Consider the following 16,434-nt stretch of genomic DNA (forward strand, 5'->3'; position numbering starts at 1 on the left):
GGTCCGGCCGGCCCGGGGTGAGTCGGTCACCCCGATCGCCGCGCACCCCGGCGTGGGCCGTTCGCCGCTGTACCGGGCGCTGGAGGACCCCGGCCCTGCCCCGGTCAGACCCGGCCAGCCGAGCGGGGACACCTCGGAGACACCACACCGAGAGAGCTTCAGGTGACGGAGATCTCAGGTGGTGCGTGTTACCACACACCTGCCCGTAGGGTCACGGTGATCTGGTTGACGCTTGGGGGCGAACCACGTGCAGTACGTACGTTTGGGCAGGACAGGGCTGAAGGTCTCGCGGATCTGCCTGGGAATGATGAGCTACGGCGATCGCAGCAAGAGCGACGAGTGGGTGCTCACCGAGGACGCCGCCGAACCTATCGTCCGGCGGGCGGTGGATGCCGGAGTCACCTTCTTCGACACCGCCGATATGTACTCGTCAGGAACCAGTGAGGAGGTCACCGGCCGCCTGCTGGGCAAGATCTTCTCGCGGCGCGACGACTACGTACTCGCCACCAAGGTCTTCTTTCCGATGGGCAGCGGACCCAACGACGGTGGGCTGTCCCGCAAGCACATTCACACTGCCATTGACGAGTCGCTGCGTCGGCTCGGCACCGACCATGTGGACCTTTACCAGATCCACCGCTGGGACGACCAGACACCGATCGAGGAAACGATGGAGGCGTTGCACGAGGTGGTCCGCGCCGGGAAGGCCCGGTACATCGGTGCCTCCAGCATGGCCGCCTGGCAGTTCGCCAAAGCGCAGCACACTGCCGACATGTCCGGGTGGACCCGGTTCGTTGCCATGCAGAATCACTACAACCTGCTCTACCGAGAAGAAGAGCGGGAGATGATCCCGCTCTGCCGCGACCAGGGAGTTGGCGTCATCCCGTGGAGCCCGCTGGCCCGTGGACTGGTCGCCCGTGCCGGAACGACCGGGGCAGCGGCCACCGCTCGCGTGTCCAGCGGCGACGCCGACCGCAGGGAGGCGTTGTACGGGCGCGGCGACGAGCGGATCCTCCAACGGGTGGCCCAGGTCGCCCACGAGTGCGCCCTCCCACCAGCACAGATCGGCCTCGCCTGGCTACTGAGTAAGTCTGGGGTGACCGCCCCCATCGTGGGGGCCACCAAGGAGCGGCACATTGATGATGCTGTTGCGGCGGTGGACGTTTCGCTGACCCCGAAACAGATTGAAGATCTCGAAGCGCCCTATCAGTCGCAGCGCATCCGCATGTGAACGTGCAGTGGCGAGCCTGGCAGTTCGGCCACATCGGAGCAGGTCCTGGGCCGGGAACCGCCGCCCCGGCAGCTGATCGGCGGGGCGGCGGTTCGGTCCGGGTGCAGGGGCGGTCAGAAGTCGTCAGCGGTACGCATGCGGTCCCGGATCCAGCTGCCGGCTGGCTTGAGCGGGCCGGTTCCGCCGAAGTCGCCACTGGCACAGGTTCCCGTGGTGAATACCGCGCCGGAGCGGAAGTCGTCGGAGTAGTTCCAGTTGACCCAACTTATCTTCTTGCTCGCCATCAGGTCGAGGTAGCGCTGGGACATGGTGAAGTCGTTCGGACCGTCGCCGGTGTACTGCTGGGTGCCGAACTCGGTCACGAAGATCGGGATTTGGTCGGCCGCCGCCGCCAGGGTGTTGTAGTACAGGTCGCCGTGCGATGCCGCATAGAAGTGGAAGACGTACATCAGGTTGCCGGCCGCCACCGGGTTGGCGGTGATGGCGTCCACGCCGCCGCCGCTGCCGGAGACCCCGAGCGACGACCAGTCGGGGGTGCCGACCAGCACCACAGCCTCCGGGTCCCGCTCCCGGATCACCGGGATCACCTGGTCGGCGTAGCTCTTGACCGTGCCCCAGCTGACCCCGTTCGGCTCGTTCGCGATCTCGTAGAGGACGTTCACCTTGTCCCGGTGCCGGTCGGCGATCTCGGCGAAGAAGGTCTGCGCGCGCGACAGGTTGTAGTTGGGGTCGCCCGGCGTGAGCATGTGCCAGTCGACGATCGCGTAGAGGCCGCGGGCGGTAGCCATCTCGATGTACTCATGGACCAGGTCGGTGAAGCCACGCGGGTCGGTCTCGTAGCCACCTTCCTGGATGTACATCGAGATCCGCAGGACGTCGGCGCCCCACTGCTGGGCGAGGACGTCAAGGGAGGCGTTGGTCGCGCAGTTGGCGTACCACTGCAGGCCGTGCGTGCTCATGCCCCGCAGTTGGATCGCCTTGCCGTTGTCGTTACAGAGCTGTTCACCGCAGACCCGCAGCTGTCCGTTCGCCGCAACCGGCGTGCTACCGGGAGGTGCGGTGGTCGGTGAGGGTGAGGGTGGACTGGTCGTCGGAGGAGCTGTCGGCTGGCACGGCTGGCTGTTGAGTCGACAGCCGCTCGGACTGCCGGAGCCGGAGCCGAGGAAGCCGAACGTCACGGAGGCGCCCGGTGCGACCGTGCCGTTCCAGTGCTGGTTGGTGAAGCGGTAGTTCTGCCCGTCGCGGTCCATCAGCGCGTTCCAGTACGTGCCGATGCTGGTACCTCCTGGCAGGTCGAAGTCGACCTGCCAGGAGGTCAGAGTGCTGCTTCCCCCGTTGGTGATGGTGTATCGGCCTTCCCAGCCACTACCCCAGTCGGAAACCTTGACGAACGTCGCGGTCGGCGCGGCCGCCGCGGTGGCGGTGGTGGTGGCCACCATGGCCCCCGCGGCCACGACCGCGAAGACGCCAGCCAGGGCCACAGTCCTCATGCCCAGCTTCATCGGTCCTCCTAGAGACATCGCCCGCTCAGCTCGGCCGTGGCTGGTGTCGGGACAGGGACTCCACGTGGCGTGTTTTGTTAATCTACTTAACTGTATCGTGACCTGTCTATAACAAACGTGACCTGGTTCTGCCGGACCATCATGCTGGCGGATGGGAGTCGAGACGCTGCGTCGAACCCGCTGCCAGAGCCTCAGAAACGTGCTGTAGACCGCTGCGGATCATGCCGCCGTACTGGTCGTCGGGGAGGTCCGTGACCAGACTCTGGGCCTGGGCCAGATGTTTCCGCGCTCGCGTGGGATTACCCAGGCGCCGATGGTCATCGGCGAGGTTGAGGTGCAGCGAGGGCAGGAGCAGCCGCACCTGCCACGCATGGTCGTACCGCTGAGCACGGCCGTCGGTAAGGTCGTCCGCGGCGGCCAGGGCACGCTCGTCCCATTCGAGTTCAGCCTGGGTGGTGTCCTGCACATCGGCCAGGTAGTGGGCCAGGGTGCACCGGTGTAGCGCGTCGCCGGTGGCGCCGATCTGCTCCCAGAGCGCGGTGAGAGCCTCGCGGGCCCGGGAGCGCTGCCCAGATCGGCCGAGCTGCACCGCGGCGCCGATGCTCGCCATCATCTCGTCGGGGGTGGTTCGCACGGACTGGTCCATGGTGCTCCTCAGGTTTCGGATGGTGGGCTGGCCGCCACCGGCATCACCACGGTGGTGAGATCGCCGTCATCGGCGCAGCGAAGAACAACGGGCAGGTGGGGTTGGCTGATCTGCAGCATCACGTCCGGCCCGATGCTGGCCGCCAGCGCCGGGTAGAGCGTGGCGGCGCGGAAGCTGATCGCCACCGGCGCACCGGTGATGTCGGCGGGAACCGCTCTCGGCCTCCCCCGAGGCGACAACGACGTCACGGTCAGGTCGGCGTTCACCACGCAGTCGAGACGTACCTGTGGATCATCGGCGATGGCGGCCACCAGCATGTCCCGCGACGCGACCACCCGGGTCCGCACCTCGGGCAGTCCGTCCAGGACGATCCGGTACGCGGGGAAGGTTCCCGCGACTGTCGCCAGCCGCCGTAGACCATCGGGCCCGGTGAGCTGGACGCACGAATCGCCGTACTCGAGTCGCAGGTGCTCCTGGTCGCCGATCCACTGTCGTGCCCGGTCCAGCTGGACTGCGTCCACAACGGCCGCCGCCGACACCTGCCGCCCGTCGGTCGGCAGCGACCGGACACTTAACCGATACCGGTCGGTCGCCACCAACCGCAGCTCATCCTCGCTCATCTCGACGAGCACCCCGCCGAGCGCGGGAATGCCGGCGCTGGTGTCCACGGCCGACGCCACCTGCCCGATCGCCTCGGCAAGTAACTGTCCGGGTAGGACACGCACGGCATCTTCCCGATCTCGGATCAGACTCAGTGCGGCGGTGCGGGCGACTCGGGCGTCCTCGATAGCGCGCTCCATTGAGCTCAGATGGGCTGCCAACAGCTGCTCGGCCACCCTGGCGGGGCCGGCAAGCACCCGCCGTACCTTCCCCAGCGGCAGCCCCACCTTCCGCAGTTGACGGATCAGGTGGACCTCGTCGAGCTGATCCGGCGAGTAGTACCGGTATCCGGTGATTGGATCGACCGTACGGGGGCGCACGAGACCGCAGTCGTCGTAGAAGCGCAGGGCGCTGGTACTGACCTGCGCAGCCCGCGCGAAAACCCCGATCGTCATCCGATCGTCTTGTGCTGCCACGCCGACCATCCTGAGCCTTCAACCAACCTGAAGGTCAACAGCCGTGGACTCGTCACGAACTGCTTACCCGCGCCGCACGGCGGTGATCGGACTACCGGGTCGCGTCGTCATCGCGGACCACAATATTAATGAGCATCTATTCGACTGTCGCCGATTCCAGGCCAGTCATCACCATCCGTGATGCTGGTTGAGTCGTCTGACGCCTCGATGGAAAGGGGCGCTGCACCGTCTAAGTGAGGTGGTCATGGGTGGAGGGCAGCGAAGAGAAGGCGGTCGTGCATCTCACCTCGGATGTGCAGGTAGTCATGGAGGTGGCCCTCGTAGCTCATTCCGATCTTCTCCAGGACGCGGCGGGAGGCGACGTTAGCCGGGTCGCACGTGGCAGCGACCCGGTGCAGTCCTGCCTGTTCGAAGGCGTAGGTGAGCACAGCTGCGGCTGCCTCGGTGGCGTAGCCCTGACCCCAGGCGGATTTAGCCAGGACGTAGCCGAACTCGCCGCGGCGGTGGGCAGCGGCGGTGACCCGGAGCTCGACGGCGCCGATCAGGGCGCCCGAGCGTTCGATGGCGAACGGATGGACGCCGTCCGGCGGGTTCACGGCCAACGAAACGAAGGTCTCCGTGTCAGCGGGACTGTTCGGGCCCCAGTCCATGTAGCGGACCACCTCGGAATCGCCGGCATAAGCGTGGACGGCCGAGACGTCCTCGAAACGGAAGGGCCGCAGGCAGAGGCGGGCTGTCCGCAGTTCGTTCACCGCGCCCACCCTAGACGGTCGTTCCCTGTACTGGATTGAAGAACAGGTACTGGCGGGGCGGGCAGGTCAAGGACGTGCTGGCGGAGCGCGGCGGCGCGGGCGGCGATGGACGGGAGGCGGAGCGGGTGCTGCTGCCGGGGGTGACGACGCTGCGCGATGACGTGGCCAGCACACGGAAGAAGGCAGAGGTCCGGCTGTACGCGGCGCTGGCGGGTGCGATCACGGCGAGCAGGCCACCAAACTGGAGAACGTGCTGCGGGTGCCGGAGGGGCAGCGCCGTTCGCAGCTGGATCTGTGGCGGCTTGGCCCGACCAACCCAACGGGCCGGGGCCTGGTGAAGTCGTTGGACCGGCTGGCGGAGATCGCAGGGTTGCACCTGGGTGCGGTGGATATGGCCGCCACGGGTGTGCCGACGCGCCGGTTGATCGAGCTGGCTCGCAGGGGTTCGATGACAAGGCGCCGAGGCTGGCCGCGCTGGGGTACCAGCGCAAGATCGCGACGTTGTTGGCGACGGCGCGCTGGTTGGAAGCCACCGCGACCGATAACGCGCTGGAGCTGCTTAACGTGTTCATGGCCAACGAGTTGGTCGGCCGGGCCGAGCGCAATGCGGCCAAGGCGGTGGTGAAGCGGGCGTCTGGGCAGGCCCGGCACGCTCGGCCTTTCGAGGGCGACCGGCCACCTCTTGCGTTTCGGTGATCACAGGTCGGCCAGCCGTCTGCGCAGGAATGCCCGCTCGTTCGCGGTGAGTTCGAGCGCTGTCTGGTAGGCCGTTGCGGCCTCCGAGGCCCGGCCGAGCCGGCGAAACAGGTCCGCTCGTGCCGCCGGGAACAGGTGATAGCCGCGCAACGCGTCGGCGTCCAATGCGTCCAGGGCCACCAGACCAGCCTCCGGGCCGTCGCGCATGGCCACGGCCACGGCGCAGTTGAGGTCGACCACCGGCGATGGGGACACCCGCGCCAACACGTCGTAGAGCGCCACGACCTGCGGCTCACTGTATCCACTTCCTTACGGACCGTCCCGGGCGTTCGTCAGGCTGTCGAGGTACTCGGCGAGCAACGCGCGGAGGCGGCCGGGCGGCATGAGCTCGGTACGCACCAGCGCGTGCAGGGTGAGCCCGTCGAGCAGGGCGTGCAGTCGGGCCTTCTCCGCGCCGAGGTCGGCACCCCGGGCCACCAGACCGGCCGCCGCGAGGGCGTCGACAGCGACATCGACGACCCCCCGGACGCCGTCGTCGGCCTCGCTGAGTCGCGCCTGGGCGGCCGGGTCAACCTGGGCGTGCAAGGTCAGCCACAGCCACACCTCAGCCGCTCTGCGGCGCTGTCGATCCAGCGGCAGGAACTCCTCCAGCACCCGCTGAACGGTCTCGCGGGGTGGCCCGGTCCAGCTCTCCGCGGCGAAGCGTTCGGTCGCCTTCGCGATCACATGTTCCATGGCGAAGGTCAACAAGTCGGCCTGGGTGGCAAAGTAGTGCCGCAGCGCACTGGGTGACCAGCCGGCCTCGGCAGCGATGCTTCGCACCGTGGCCGCGGCGACGCCATCGCGGTAGACGACGCGCCACATCGCCTCGGCCAACTCGGCGCGGCGCGCGTCGTGGTCAACGATCTTCGGCACGGCTCCTCCGGCAGTCGATGACAGCCCCTGCTACGGTGATCGTACAGCGTGCCAAAAAGGGGGTCCGGGGTGCTTATCGCGGTGATCGTCGCCTGTGAGGTGGCCTTCTGGCTGCTGCTCGCGGCCGGACTGCTGGCCCGATACCCGCTTCGCCTTCCCCGCGTCGGCGCCATCCTGCTTCTGTTGGTTCCGACGGTCGACCTCGTCCTGCTTGCCGCCACGACGATCGACCTCCGCCGCGGCGGGACCGCCACCGCCGCGCACGGCCTCGCCGCGGCGTACCTCGGTTTCTCCGTGGCGTTCGGTCACCGCATGGTCCGCTGGGCCGACGTACGCTTCGCACACCGGTTCGCCGGCGGGCCACCACCGACCCGGGCGCCCCAGTACGGGCCGGAGCGCACCCGACACGAGTGGCGCGAGTGGGGTCGGGGCCTGCTCGCCTGGGCTGTTGCCTGCGCTCTTCTGCTCGCTGGTATCGCCCTCGTCGGCGACGCCGAGCGGACCCAGCAACTCTGGGGGTGGATCGGGCAGCTCAGCCTGGCGATGGTGATCTGGCTCGTCTTCTGGCCCCTCGCGTACACGGTGTTCCCCAAACGGGAACCACGCCGCCCCGCTAGCGCTGCGGGCCCAGAGGGATGAGTCGTCAACCAGGGCAGCTCCGGTGCTGGTCGGGTCAGACCAGCACGCCACCACCAGCGCGAAACGGTCAGGTATGACATCAGCCCAGCGGGACCCGAGCAGTTCGATCTTGTCGGTGTTGGAAGAACTCAGCGTCACCGGGCGCCGGGGCGGCCCACCGACGCTGCTCACGATCAGCCATCGGCCGCCGAAGCCGACCGTGCCCGCCGTCCTCGCCAACGGCGTCGACGGGGATGGCCCGCTCGAACTCCTGGCCCACTGGGTCGACCAGTGCCGCCGTCATCGTGGCATCGGCAACACGCAGCGGGACCTCGGTGTTGACGCGGTCGCCGTCTCGGGCGACGTCGACGGCCAGCACCTTGGCTACGCCATGGACCGCACCGGCCGGGAGTACCTCGTGCGGGGCCACCGACACGATGCCGAACAGCACCGCAGCAGCGGCACGGCAGTCGCGGACCGCATCGGCCTTCCTGCCCTTCTCACCGAGCGGCTCGCCGAGCTGGTCTGGCGGCTGGCGGGCCCGCCGCCGCCCGCCGCCGGTTCTCGGATCCGCGACATGTGGCCGGCCGCCGGACTGATCGACCTGGACGAAGACGAACTCCACGAACGCTACGCGCTGCCCTCCCCCACCGAGGGTCACGTACGCCTCGTCGCGGTGTCGAGCATCGACGGTCTCGCGGCGGTGGAGGGTTCCAGCACCGCCCTGACCAGCAGCGGTGACCAGCGGGTCTATCGCCTGATCAAACGAGACGCCGACCTGTTACTGCTGGGCGCGGGCACGGTCCGCGCCGAGCGGTACGGGCAGACCGCCCTGTCGGCTCCCGAGATCGCCCGTCGACGAGCCAACGGCCTAGCGTCCTATCCGGCCGTCGCGGTTGTCACCCGCAGCCTCGACCTCGACCTGAATGGCCCGTTGTTCCAGCCCAGTACCGCAGGTCATCGCCAGCCACGACCGATCCTGATCATCCCCGCCGCTGCGGCGGCCGAGGCCAGCACGGCGGTAGCCGAAGCCGCCGAACTCCTGGTCGCCGGCGACTACGACGTCGACCTCGACCAGGCGATCCAGCTGCTTCGACAGCGGGGGCACCGACGCATCGTCTGCGAAGGTGGCCCCGCACTGGCCGGCCAGCTGGCCCAGGCGGACCTGCTCGACGAGATCTGCATGACGATCACGCCGCAGCTACCGGCGGTGGCCGGCCCGCGGATCACCGCCGGTCCGGCGGGGCAGCCCGCGGGCGGGCAGTGGCAGCTCCACCGGTCCCTCCTCGACGAGCAGGGCAACCTGTTCCTCCGCTACACGCGCGCCCGACTCGGCTGCCCCTCCGTCGTGAAGTAGGCATCCGCCCGCCGTGGCGCCCACGGCTGGAGGTACTCACGATTGACAAGGTATGCCTCGGTCAGCGGCCCCGCATCGGGCTCCTCCACCAGACGCATCACGATCGCACCGGCCAGGGGGATCGGACGGATGTGCACGCTCGTCAGCGTAGTGCCGTGGCGGCGGGTCAGGGCTGGCTCACCCTGGGCGGGCTGTGGCAGGCTGAAGTCGACGCGACTGGCGGCACCGAGGATGGAATGACCATCAGGGAGCTCGTCGCGGAGGGTCGACCGCCTGGGCCTTCCGTGGGGCGAGGTGAGCCATGTCCACGTCGTTTGCGGTCGCCCGGTCACTGCCGGGTGGACCGGTAGCAGAGCAGATCCTGGCCGAGGTGGCGCAGGAGGTCACGCAGCTGCGGGCGGCCGGGATGACCCCGGCCCTGGCCACGGTGCTGGTGGGCGACGACGACGCGAGCGTCGGATACATCCGGATCAAGCAGCGGCAGGCCATGCGGTTGGGGTTTGCCTCCCCACACGTGCAGCTGCCGGAGTCGGCGTCGCAGGCGGACCTACAGGCAGTGGTGACGCAGTTGAGTGCGGACCCGGCGGTGCACGGCGTGTTGGTGCAGCACCCCGTTCCCCGGCACCTGGACTTCGACCGGGCGATGCAGGCGCTGGATCCGGAGAAGGACGTGGACGGGATGCACCCGGTGAACCTGGGCCGGCTGGCGTTGGGGCTGCCGGGACCGGCACCGTGTACGCCGGCGGGAATCGAGGCGTTGCTGGCGTACCACGGGGTGCCGGTGGCCGGCCGGGAGGTGGTGGTGCTGGGCCGGGGTGCCACGTTGGGGCGTCCGCTGGCGATGTTGCTGGCGCAGAAGCGGCCGACGGCGAACGCCGCGGTGACGGTGGTGCACACCGGCGTGACGGATTGGCCGCGGTACACCCGCCGGGCGGAGATCCTGGTGGCGGCGGCGGGGGTGCCGGGTCTCGTACGCCCGGAGCACCTGCGCCCGGGAGCGGTTGTCGTCGGTGGTGGGGTGCGGTACGCGGGGCGGCGGCTGCTGCCGGACGTGGACGAGGCGTGCGCGACGGTGGCGGGGGCGATGACTCCCCGTGTCGGCGGGGTCGGTCCGACGACGGTGGCGATGGTGTTCCGTAACGCGGTGCGGGCGGCACGGCAGGCGCTGACGCCACCGCACCCCGATGACGACGGTTACTCGGCCCCAACACCGGTAGGGCCCCCGGGTTCGGGCGCCTCGGGCGGGAGCTAGCTTCGTCCGGGGGTGCGGGGTGCCACCGGGGTGGCGACGATGAAGGAACTGGTGGTCTGGCCGTGGAGCAGGAACTGGTCGAGGACCGCCGCCAGGGCGTCCACGGCGGCTACGTGCACCTTGAGGAGGAAGCAGTCCTCGCCGGAGATCCGGTGGCACTCACTGACCTCGGGGACGCGGTCGGCCAACTCTGCGATCTTTGACAGCTGGCCGGGACCGGGTTGGATCCGCACCCAGGCGGCGACCGGGAGGCCCAGAGCCGCGGGGTCGATATCGACGCGGTAGCCGCGGATGACCCCGGCGTGTTCGAGTCGGTGCAGCCGCTCTCGCACCGCCGGCGCGGACATGCCGACCTGGCGCGCCAACTCGGCGGCGCTGGCCCGTGGGTCGTCGCGCAGTACGCCGAGCAGGCGGCGATTGGTGTCGTCGAGCAACGAATTTCCATCTGGAAGGCCTGCCGGGGGTCTCGGCTCACGATGCGTCATCGTCATACTCCTTTAGCCTTCGATCGTGCATGGTGTTAGGCGCTACCACCTTCGACGATAGGGCAATGCCACGATCAGTTCTCCGCTCGGACACCCGGACGTCGGCGGCGGTCGCCGCACCGCGGATACCACCGCACGCCTACTTTGTCGTCGGCTCGGTGTTCCACTACCTCGGTCCCGCGTTCGCGGTACTGCTCTTCGTCCGCGTGGACGCCCTGGGCGTGGCGTGGCTGCGGATCGCCGCCGCCGCCGCGGTGTTCGCGTTGTGGCGGCGGCCGTGGCGGCGCTGGCGGCACCTGGACCGGCCCACCCGCCGGCTACTGATCGGGTGGGCCGCCGTCCTGGCGGCCATGAACAGCGTCTTCTACCTGGCGCTGGAGCGGCTGCCGTTGGGCACGGTCGCCGCAGTCGAATTCCTGCCGGTCATCGTGCTGGCGGCCTACGCGGCCAGAACCCGCCGCAACCTGCTCGCGTTGGTCTGCGCGGTTGCCGGGGTATACCTGCTCACCGACGTCCGCCTGGTCGCCGAACCGCTCGGAATCGCCTTCGCCGCGGCCAACGCCGTGCTGTTCGCCGCCTACATTGTGCTCGGGCATCGCGTCGCCCGCGGTCAGCAGCTGTCCGGCATCGACGGCCTCGCGCTGTCCATGCTGATCGCCGCCGTCCTCGCGCTACCGGTCGGCATCGTTGACGCCGCACCCGCCGCCCTGGACGTGGTCGCCCTGGCGGCCGGGGTCGGTGTCGGCATCACCTCGTCGGTCATCCCGTACGTCGCCGACCAGCTCGCCATGGCCCGGCTGCCCCGGGCCACCTACGCCCTCCTGGTCTGCCTGTTCCCGGCGACCGCGACCGTGATCGGGGTCGTCGTGTTGGCCCAGGTCCCCACCGCACCGGAGATCGTCGGGGTGGGTCTGGTGGTCGCCGGGATCGCCGTCCACCAGGACGGTGAGCCGCCGCGACGACAGCGGGCCCGCACGTGACGGCCCACCACGCCACCGGCAGCAGCCACGGCATCTAGACTCGGCGTCCGATGGACGAGCAGGCCGCCCCCACCGACCCCCGCCCCTGTGCCCACTGCGGACGTCCGGTGCCGCAGCGGGCCGGAGCGGGTCGACCCTTCCGCTACTGCCGGGACAACGACGGCGCCTGCCAACAGGCCGCCCGGACCAGCCGGATGCGACACCGCAACGCCCCCGGGCTACCCGGACAGGTCGCCCGCACGTGGGAGGCGGTGGACCGACTCGACCAGATCGTGGCCTCGCTCACCGAGACGCTGCACGCACAGCTGTCCCCGGTCGGGGTGGAACAGCAACTGGCCCAGGCGCGCGCTGACGCGGCCAACCAGGTGGCGGCGGCGCAGACCGATCGGGACGAGGCACGCCGCGCCGCCGAAGATGCCACCGCCGCCGCGGTCCAGGCCCGGGAGCAGGCCCGCAGCGCCACCGCCGAGCAGGAGCGCGCCCGCGCCGAAGCGGCCGGCGCCGTCGCGGAGGCCGCCGCCGCCGCGGATCGCGCCGACCAGTCCCGAAAGGCTCGGGACCAGGCCCGCCAGGAGGCGAGCGCGGCACAGGCGCTACTGGGGCAGGCCCAGCAGGACCGTGACGCCGCGCGGGCCAGGGAACTCGATGCCCGTACGCAGCTACGCAGCACCGACGCCGCACTCACCGCCCAGCGGCAGCACGTCGCGGACCTGGTCGCGGAACGCGACGCCGCCCGCGCCGACGCCCAACAGGCCGCGCAGGCGCAGGCCACGGCGACCGAGCAGGCCCACGGACACCGCGCCGACGCGCAACAGGCCCGTCAGGACGCGCAACGGGCGCAGGCGCAGGCCGCGGCGGCGACGCAGGAGCGGGACCAGGCGGTGGCCGACCGGGACCGGGCCGAGGCGCACCGTCAGCAGGCGGTGGGGGACGCGGAGCGCGCGCACGCGGACGCGACGGCCCTCGCCGAGCAGGGCGAAGCACTACGCGGGCAGCTGACCGCCACCCAGCAGGACATGACCACCGTGCAGGGCCAACTGGCGGAGCTGACGGCGCGGCTGCGGGCCGCCGAGAGCGACCGGGACGAGGCGCATCGACGAGTCGCCCAGCTCGCCGACCAGGTCGCCCAGCTGGCGGCTGCTCTGGCCCACCGGGAGGCGTCCACGCCCGCACGCTGACGCGCGGGCGACATCACCCCGGTTCGGCCACCCGGCGACCTTTCGGCCAGGTCGGGGCGATCGACCTTTCGGCCAGGTCGGGGGCGACCCCCGCCGGGCCGAGCTACCCGCCGGCTACCCTGGTTGCCGGCCCGTCACGTACACCGGGCGGGAATGGCCCGACGGACACCGACTGTTACACCGAAACAGACCAGCACCACAACCGAGGGGAAGACGATCATGGGCGAGCGCATGCTGCGCGGAAGCCGTCTGGGCGCGGTCAGCTACGAATCCGACCGTAACACCGAGCTCGCGCCGCGTCAGACCCGCGAATACCTGTGCGCCAAGGGTCACCAGTTCGAGGTGCCGTTCGCCGTTGACGCCGAGGTCCCGATGACCTGGGAATGCAAATTCGACGGCAGCGTCGCCCGACTGGTTGACGGCAACGAGCCGGAGCAGAAGAAGGCGAAGCCGCCGCGCACCCACTGGGACATGCTGTTGGAGCGGCGATCAATCGCCGAGCTGGAGGACATTCTTGCCGAACGGCTCAAGGAGGTCCGCACCCGCCGCGGGCGCGCCTGAACCATCCGACACTGCACCCGCCCTGGGCCATCCCGCCCGGGGCGGGTGCAGTGGTCTCACGGGCGGGATGGCCGCAGCAGCTCAGCCCTGCCGGGGCTCGACGATCTCACCCTCGATGGGCTGGCCGCCGTCCACCACGGTCGGCTCCGCCGCCGGCTGCTGCTGTTGCGGGGCGCCCCGGTGCACCCGCACCCGGCGCGGCCCAAACAGGTCACCGGCGACCATCGACGACACTCGCCGCTCCGTCGTGCGTCGTACCCCCGCGCGGGCCAGTTGACGCACCGGCGGCACCAGCAGCACCAGCCCCAGCGCCCCACTGAGCAGACCCGGAGTGGCCAACAACAGCGCGCCGAGCAACCCCACCAGCCCATCGGTGACCTGCGTGCCCGGCGGTTGACCAGACCGCGCGGCGGTCTGGAAGCCCCGCCACGCGCGCATCCCCTCCCGGCGCAGCAGCGCCATGCCCAGCAGCGATGCGGCGAACACGGCCAGCACCGCAATCCCGAACCCGGCAGCCCGGCCCACGGCCACGAATACCGCCAGCTCCACCAACGCCGCCAGCAACAACGCCAACGGTACGAACCTCAGTCCCCGGCGCATCCTCACCTCACCACCCGACCGCCACGCCCCCACTACCCGGCTCCCCGGGTGGAGTACGTCGTCCCGCCCGTCCAGCATGACACGGCCGCGCCGCCGCCAGCCCGCACCACCAGCGGCCGGGGCGCGGGCGCCACCGGGCAGCGGAGGGGAACCGGCGCAGTGGGCACTACGGCCAACGCACCTGCCCCGTGGGGGTGCCGTGCAGCCCTCGGCGCAAGGCCAGCCGCCGGTCCGCCACCGCCCACGCGGTGATCCGCCACAACGCCTCGGCGACGATGAACGGACTCATCTTGCTGCTACCGCGTTCGCGCTCGGCGAACGTGATCGGCACCTCCACGATCCGCGCACCGGCCCGGTGCGCCAGCCGGGACAACTCCACCTGGAACGAATACCCCTGCGAGCACACCGACCCCAGGTCCAACGCGTCCAGGGCACTGAGCCGATACACCCGGTAGCCGCCGGTGGCGTCGGAGACCGGCATCCCCAGGGCCAGCCGGGCATACAGGTTGCCGCAGCGCGACAACAGCAGCCGCCGCAGCGGCCAGTTGACCACCTGCGCGCCCCGGGTCCACCGGGACCCGATCACCACGTCCGCGTCACGGGCCGCGGCCAGCATCGCCGGCAGGTCCTCCGGGGCGTGCGAGCCGTCGGCGTCCATCTCCACCACCGCGTCGTAGCCGCGTTGGCGCGCCCACCCAAACCCGGCCAGATAGGCGGCACCGAGCCCCTGCTTGCCCTCCCGGTGCAGCACATGCACCCGCCGATCCCGACCGGCGAGGGCCTCGGCGACGGCACCGGTGCCATCCGGGCTGTTGTCGTCGGCAACCAGAATGTCCACCGACGGCACCGCCCGACGCACCCGTTCCACGATCCAGGTCAGGTTGTCGGCCTCGTTGTAGGTCGGGATGACCACGAGCACCCGCCCCACCCCAGGATGACCGGTCTCGTCACGCACCGTCCTGCCTCCCTCGCGCCGGCGTACCGGCCGTCGCCGCACCGCGGGCACGTCGCCGCACCCCGGCTGCGGCCAGGGCCGCCACGGCCAGGACCGTCAGCGCCACCTCCGGCCACAACCCGACCCGGGTCGCGAAGGTGTCTCCGTCGGCCAGGTACAGCTTCCGCACCACGATCGCGCGGGTGTTGAACTCGGTGGCATCGCTTACCCGTCCATCCGGGGAAACGAACCCGGAAACACCCACCGTCGAGGCCATCAGCGCCGGACGACCATGCTCGACCGCCCGCAGCCGCACCATGGCCAACTGCTGCCGGGCCTCAGCCACATCGAAGGTGGCGTTGTTGGTCTGCACCACCAGCAGCTGTGCCCCACCGGTAACAGTGTCCCGGACCACCTCGTCGTAGGCGACCTCGAAGCAGATCACATCACCGAGCACCACCGGACCAGTGGTCAGCACGCCCGGGGTGCTACCCGGCACGAAGTCAGACCGCACCCGGTCAACCTGCTTGCTGACCAGGCGGGCCACCTCACGAAACGGCACATACTCGGCGAACGGCACCGGATGCCGCTTCGTGTACAACTGGTCGAGGTCCGGGCCGGTCCCCGGCCGCCACAGCAGCCCCGCGTTGCGTACCTGCCCCTCGTCCGGGCCGCGCAGCACCGCCCCGATCAGGATCGGCACACCCACCGCGTCGGCAGCAGACTGGATCCGGTCCCCGGCGGAAGCATCCTGCAGCGGATCGATGTCGCTGGAATTTTCCGGCCACACCACCAGGTCAGGGCGGGGGCGGGCGCCGGATGCCACCTGATCGGCCAGCTCGACGGTGGCCTGGACGTGGTTGTTCAGCACCGCCTGCCGTTGGGCGTTGAAGTCCAGTCCCAGCCGCGGCACGTTACCCTGCACGATCGCCACCGTCACCGCCTCCCCACCGCCGTCGGCGCGGATCGGCACGAGCAGCCCCACAGCCGGCACCGCCAGCGCCGCCACCACCGCCCCCGCCACCGGCGACCACCGTCGGCCCGGGTGGCGATACGCCGCCCAGCCCGCCCAGGCGGCGGCCACCAGGAGCCCACCAATCACCGCGACCACGAAGGTCACCAGCGGCGCCCCGCCCAGGGCAGCAAACCGCAGCAACGGCGACCCGTCCTGGCTGAAGGCCAGCCGACCCCACGGGAAACCACCGAACGGAGTGCGATCACGCAGCGCCTCCTGCGCCACCCACAGCACCCCGGTCACCACCGGCCACCCCCACCGGAACCGGTCAACCAGCGGAGAAACCCACGCGGTGGCCGCGCCGAGCAGCGCCAGATAGCCGGCCTGCAACAGCGACAGCAGCACCCACGGCAAGGAGCCGGTGTGCAGGTTGGCCCAACCCAGCAGCGGGGCGAAAAACGCCACCCCGGTCAGGAACCCGAGGCCAGCACCGGCGCGCGGACGCCGACGGTGGGTGGCACCGGCCAGCAGGGCCACCCCGACCGCCGCCAGCGGCCACACCCCGTACGGCGGAAACGCCAGCAACATCGCCACGCCCCCACCGACCGCCGCCACGATCGCAAGCGGCAGCGGCAGCCGACGTTCCCGCATCATTCCCACAGCCGTCGCCGGCATGTCCACGATCACCTGCCGAAGGGT

General features: G+C 70.3%; 19 protein-coding genes, 1 pseudogene and 1 riboswitch. Of the genes and pseudogenes, 9 read left to right on the forward strand and 11 right to left on the reverse strand.

The window, feature by feature from the left end:
- Positions 1-304 precede the first annotated feature (304 nt).
- Positions 305-1,228, forward strand: coding sequence for an aldo/keto reductase (locus H0524_RS00605; protein ID WP_180197109.1), 924 nt, complete (start codon positions 305-307; stop codon positions 1,226-1,228).
- A gap of 113 nt (positions 1,229-1,341) precedes the next feature.
- Here H0524_RS00605 and H0524_RS00610 read toward each other — a convergent pair whose 3' ends face one another.
- The 4 genes from H0524_RS00610 to H0524_RS00625 form a co-directional block, all read right to left on the reverse strand.
- Complete coding sequence (locus H0524_RS00610; RefSeq protein ID WP_180196906.1) at positions 1,342-2,730, reverse strand: cellulase family glycosylhydrolase; 1,389 nt, start codon at positions 2,728-2,730, stop codon at positions 1,342-1,344.
- A 139-nt stretch (positions 2,731-2,869) separates the two neighbouring features.
- Positions 2,870-3,376, reverse strand: a complete 507-nt coding sequence (locus H0524_RS00615; protein WP_180196907.1) for a hypothetical protein — start codon at positions 3,374-3,376, stop codon at positions 2,870-2,872.
- Positions 3,377-3,384: 8 nt separating this feature from the next.
- A complete protein-coding gene (locus H0524_RS00620; RefSeq protein ID WP_180196908.1) occupies positions 3,385-4,461 on the reverse strand; it encodes a MerR family transcriptional regulator in 1,077 nt (358 codons plus the stop codon).
- 233 nt (positions 4,462-4,694) lie between these two features.
- The gene (locus H0524_RS00625) at positions 4,695-5,204 is read right to left on the reverse strand and encodes a GNAT family N-acetyltransferase (protein ID WP_180196909.1); all 510 of its coding nucleotides are present in this window, start codon (positions 5,202-5,204) and stop codon (positions 4,695-4,697) included.
- Between the two features lie 35 nt (positions 5,205-5,239).
- On the opposite strand from H0524_RS00625, the gene H0524_RS00630 reads away from it, so the two are divergent.
- Positions 5,240-5,542 carry a hypothetical protein gene (locus tag H0524_RS00630; RefSeq protein WP_180196910.1) on the forward strand — a complete coding sequence of 101 codons (303 nt, stop codon included), beginning with the start codon at positions 5,240-5,242 and terminating at the stop codon, positions 5,540-5,542.
- A gap of 163 nt (positions 5,543-5,705) precedes the next feature.
- A complete protein-coding gene (locus tag H0524_RS00635; RefSeq protein ID WP_180196911.1) occupies positions 5,706-5,900 on the forward strand; it encodes a hypothetical protein in 195 nt (64 codons plus the stop codon).
- On the opposite strand, the gene H0524_RS00640 is transcribed toward H0524_RS00635, so the two are convergent.
- Entirely contained in the window at positions 5,901-6,182 is a 282-nt protein-coding gene (locus H0524_RS00640) for a hypothetical protein (RefSeq protein ID WP_180196912.1), read from the reverse strand. It abuts the gene before it with no gap.
- 27 nt (positions 6,183-6,209) lie between these two features.
- On the reverse strand, positions 6,210-6,815 hold the full coding sequence (locus H0524_RS00645; protein ID WP_180196913.1) for a TetR/AcrR family transcriptional regulator: 606 nt from the start codon (positions 6,813-6,815) through the stop codon (positions 6,210-6,212).
- Between the two features lie 69 nt (positions 6,816-6,884).
- Between H0524_RS00645 and H0524_RS00650 the strand changes: the two genes are divergently transcribed.
- Together H0524_RS00650 and H0524_RS00655 are read left to right on the forward strand one after the other, a co-directional pair.
- Positions 6,885-7,454, forward strand: coding sequence for a hypothetical protein (locus H0524_RS00650; RefSeq protein WP_180196914.1), 570 nt, complete (start codon positions 6,885-6,887; stop codon positions 7,452-7,454).
- A gap of 73 nt (positions 7,455-7,527) precedes the next feature.
- Positions 7,528-8,790, forward strand: coding sequence for a dihydrofolate reductase family protein (locus H0524_RS00655; RefSeq protein ID WP_180196915.1), 1,263 nt, complete (start codon positions 7,528-7,530; stop codon positions 8,788-8,790).
- Here H0524_RS00655 and H0524_RS24385 read toward each other — a convergent pair.
- Positions 8,754-8,927 (reverse strand): annotated as a pseudogene (locus H0524_RS24385) (GNAT family N-acetyltransferase); the annotation flags it as partial. The gene H0524_RS00655 and the pseudogene H0524_RS24385 sit on opposite strands and share 37 nt — an antisense overlap.
- A gap of 65 nt (positions 8,928-8,992) precedes the next feature.
- Positions 8,993-9,076, forward strand: a riboswitch (ZMP/ZTP riboswitch).
- 15 nt (positions 9,077-9,091) lie between these two features.
- Between H0524_RS24385 and H0524_RS00660 the strand changes: the two are divergent.
- The gene (locus H0524_RS00660; protein ID WP_180196916.1) at positions 9,092-10,042 is read left to right on the forward strand and encodes a bifunctional 5,10-methylenetetrahydrofolate dehydrogenase/5,10-methenyltetrahydrofolate cyclohydrolase; all 951 of its coding nucleotides are present in this window, start codon (positions 9,092-9,094) and stop codon (positions 10,040-10,042) included.
- Here H0524_RS00660 and H0524_RS00665 read toward each other — a convergent pair.
- Positions 10,039-10,527 carry an Lrp/AsnC family transcriptional regulator gene (locus tag H0524_RS00665; protein ID WP_180196917.1) on the reverse strand — a complete coding sequence of 163 codons (489 nt, stop codon included), beginning with the start codon at positions 10,525-10,527 and terminating at the stop codon, positions 10,039-10,041. The two genes, H0524_RS00660 and H0524_RS00665, sit on opposite strands and share 4 nt — an antisense overlap.
- 65 nt (positions 10,528-10,592) lie before the next feature.
- Between H0524_RS00665 and H0524_RS00670 the strand changes: the two genes are divergently transcribed.
- The 3 genes from H0524_RS00670 to H0524_RS00680 all read left to right on the forward strand — a co-directional run bounded on the left by H0524_RS00670 (position 10,593) and on the right by H0524_RS00680 (position 13,246).
- Positions 10,593-11,507, forward strand: coding sequence for a DMT family transporter (locus tag H0524_RS00670; RefSeq protein WP_180196918.1), 915 nt, complete (start codon positions 10,593-10,595; stop codon positions 11,505-11,507).
- 50 nt (positions 11,508-11,557) lie between these two features.
- Complete coding sequence (locus tag H0524_RS00675; RefSeq protein ID WP_180196919.1) at positions 11,558-12,685, forward strand: hypothetical protein; 1,128 nt, start codon at positions 11,558-11,560, stop codon at positions 12,683-12,685.
- Positions 12,686-12,904: 219 nt separating this feature from the next.
- Positions 12,905-13,246 (forward strand): RNA polymerase-binding protein RbpA, encoded by a 342-nt coding sequence (locus H0524_RS00680; RefSeq protein ID WP_012013503.1) that lies wholly within the window; start codon positions 12,905-12,907, stop codon positions 13,244-13,246.
- 81 nt (positions 13,247-13,327) lie between these two features.
- On the opposite strand, the gene H0524_RS00685 is transcribed toward H0524_RS00680, so the two are convergent.
- The 3 genes from H0524_RS00685 to lnt all read right to left on the reverse strand — a co-directional run bounded on the left by H0524_RS00685 (position 13,328) and on the right by lnt (position 16,389).
- Positions 13,328-13,846 (reverse strand): FxsA family protein, encoded by a 519-nt coding sequence (locus tag H0524_RS00685; protein WP_026322241.1) that lies wholly within the window; start codon positions 13,844-13,846, stop codon positions 13,328-13,330.
- 166 nt (positions 13,847-14,012) lie between these two features.
- Positions 14,013-14,801 carry a polyprenol monophosphomannose synthase gene (locus H0524_RS00690; protein WP_180196920.1) on the reverse strand — a complete coding sequence of 263 codons (789 nt, stop codon included), beginning with the start codon at positions 14,799-14,801 and terminating at the stop codon, positions 14,013-14,015.
- On the reverse strand, positions 14,794-16,389 hold the full coding sequence (gene lnt / locus H0524_RS00695; protein ID WP_180197110.1) for an apolipoprotein N-acyltransferase: 1,596 nt from the start codon (positions 16,387-16,389) through the stop codon (positions 14,794-14,796). Before lnt ends, H0524_RS00690 begins: the two co-directional genes overlap by 8 nt.
- Between the last annotated feature and the right edge of the window lie 45 nt (positions 16,390-16,434).

Origin of the sequence: Salinispora sp. H7-4 (assembly GCF_013416675.1) — a bacterium.
Taxonomy (GTDB): Bacteria; Actinomycetota; Actinomycetes; order Mycobacteriales; family Micromonosporaceae; genus Micromonospora; species Micromonospora vitiensis.

Bases quoted from the DNA above. Each gene is read 5' to 3' on its own strand.
- H0524_RS00605 (WP_180197109.1), top strand. From the start codon at position 305: ATGATGAGCTACGGCGATCGCAGCAAGAGCGACGAGTGGGTGCTCACC.
- H0524_RS00610 (WP_180196906.1), bottom strand. From the start codon at position 2,730: ATGAAGCTGGGCATGAGGACTGTGGCCCTGGCTGGCGTCTTCGCGGTC.
- H0524_RS00615 (WP_180196907.1), bottom strand. From the start codon at position 3,376: ATGGACCAGTCCGTGCGAACCACCCCCGACGAGATGATGGCGAGCATC.
- H0524_RS00620 (WP_180196908.1), bottom strand. From the start codon at position 4,461: ATGGTCGGCGTGGCAGCACAAGACGATCGGATGACGATCGGGGTTTTC.
- H0524_RS00655 (WP_180196915.1), top strand. From the start codon at position 7,528: ATGACATCAGCCCAGCGGGACCCGAGCAGTTCGATCTTGTCGGTGTTG.
- H0524_RS00660 (WP_180196916.1), top strand. From the start codon at position 9,092: ATGTCCACGTCGTTTGCGGTCGCCCGGTCACTGCCGGGTGGACCGGTA.
- H0524_RS00665 (WP_180196917.1), bottom strand. From the start codon at position 10,527: ATGACGCATCGTGAGCCGAGACCCCCGGCAGGCCTTCCAGATGGAAAT.
- H0524_RS00670 (WP_180196918.1), top strand. From the start codon at position 10,593: ATGCCACGATCAGTTCTCCGCTCGGACACCCGGACGTCGGCGGCGGTC.
- H0524_RS00675 (WP_180196919.1), top strand. From the start codon at position 11,558: ATGGACGAGCAGGCCGCCCCCACCGACCCCCGCCCCTGTGCCCACTGC.
- H0524_RS00680 (WP_012013503.1), top strand. From the start codon at position 12,905: ATGGGCGAGCGCATGCTGCGCGGAAGCCGTCTGGGCGCGGTCAGCTAC.
- H0524_RS00685 (WP_026322241.1), bottom strand. From the start codon at position 13,846: ATGCGCCGGGGACTGAGGTTCGTACCGTTGGCGTTGTTGCTGGCGGCG.
- lnt (WP_180197110.1), bottom strand. From the start codon at position 16,389: ATGATGCGGGAACGTCGGCTGCCGCTGCCGCTTGCGATCGTGGCGGCG.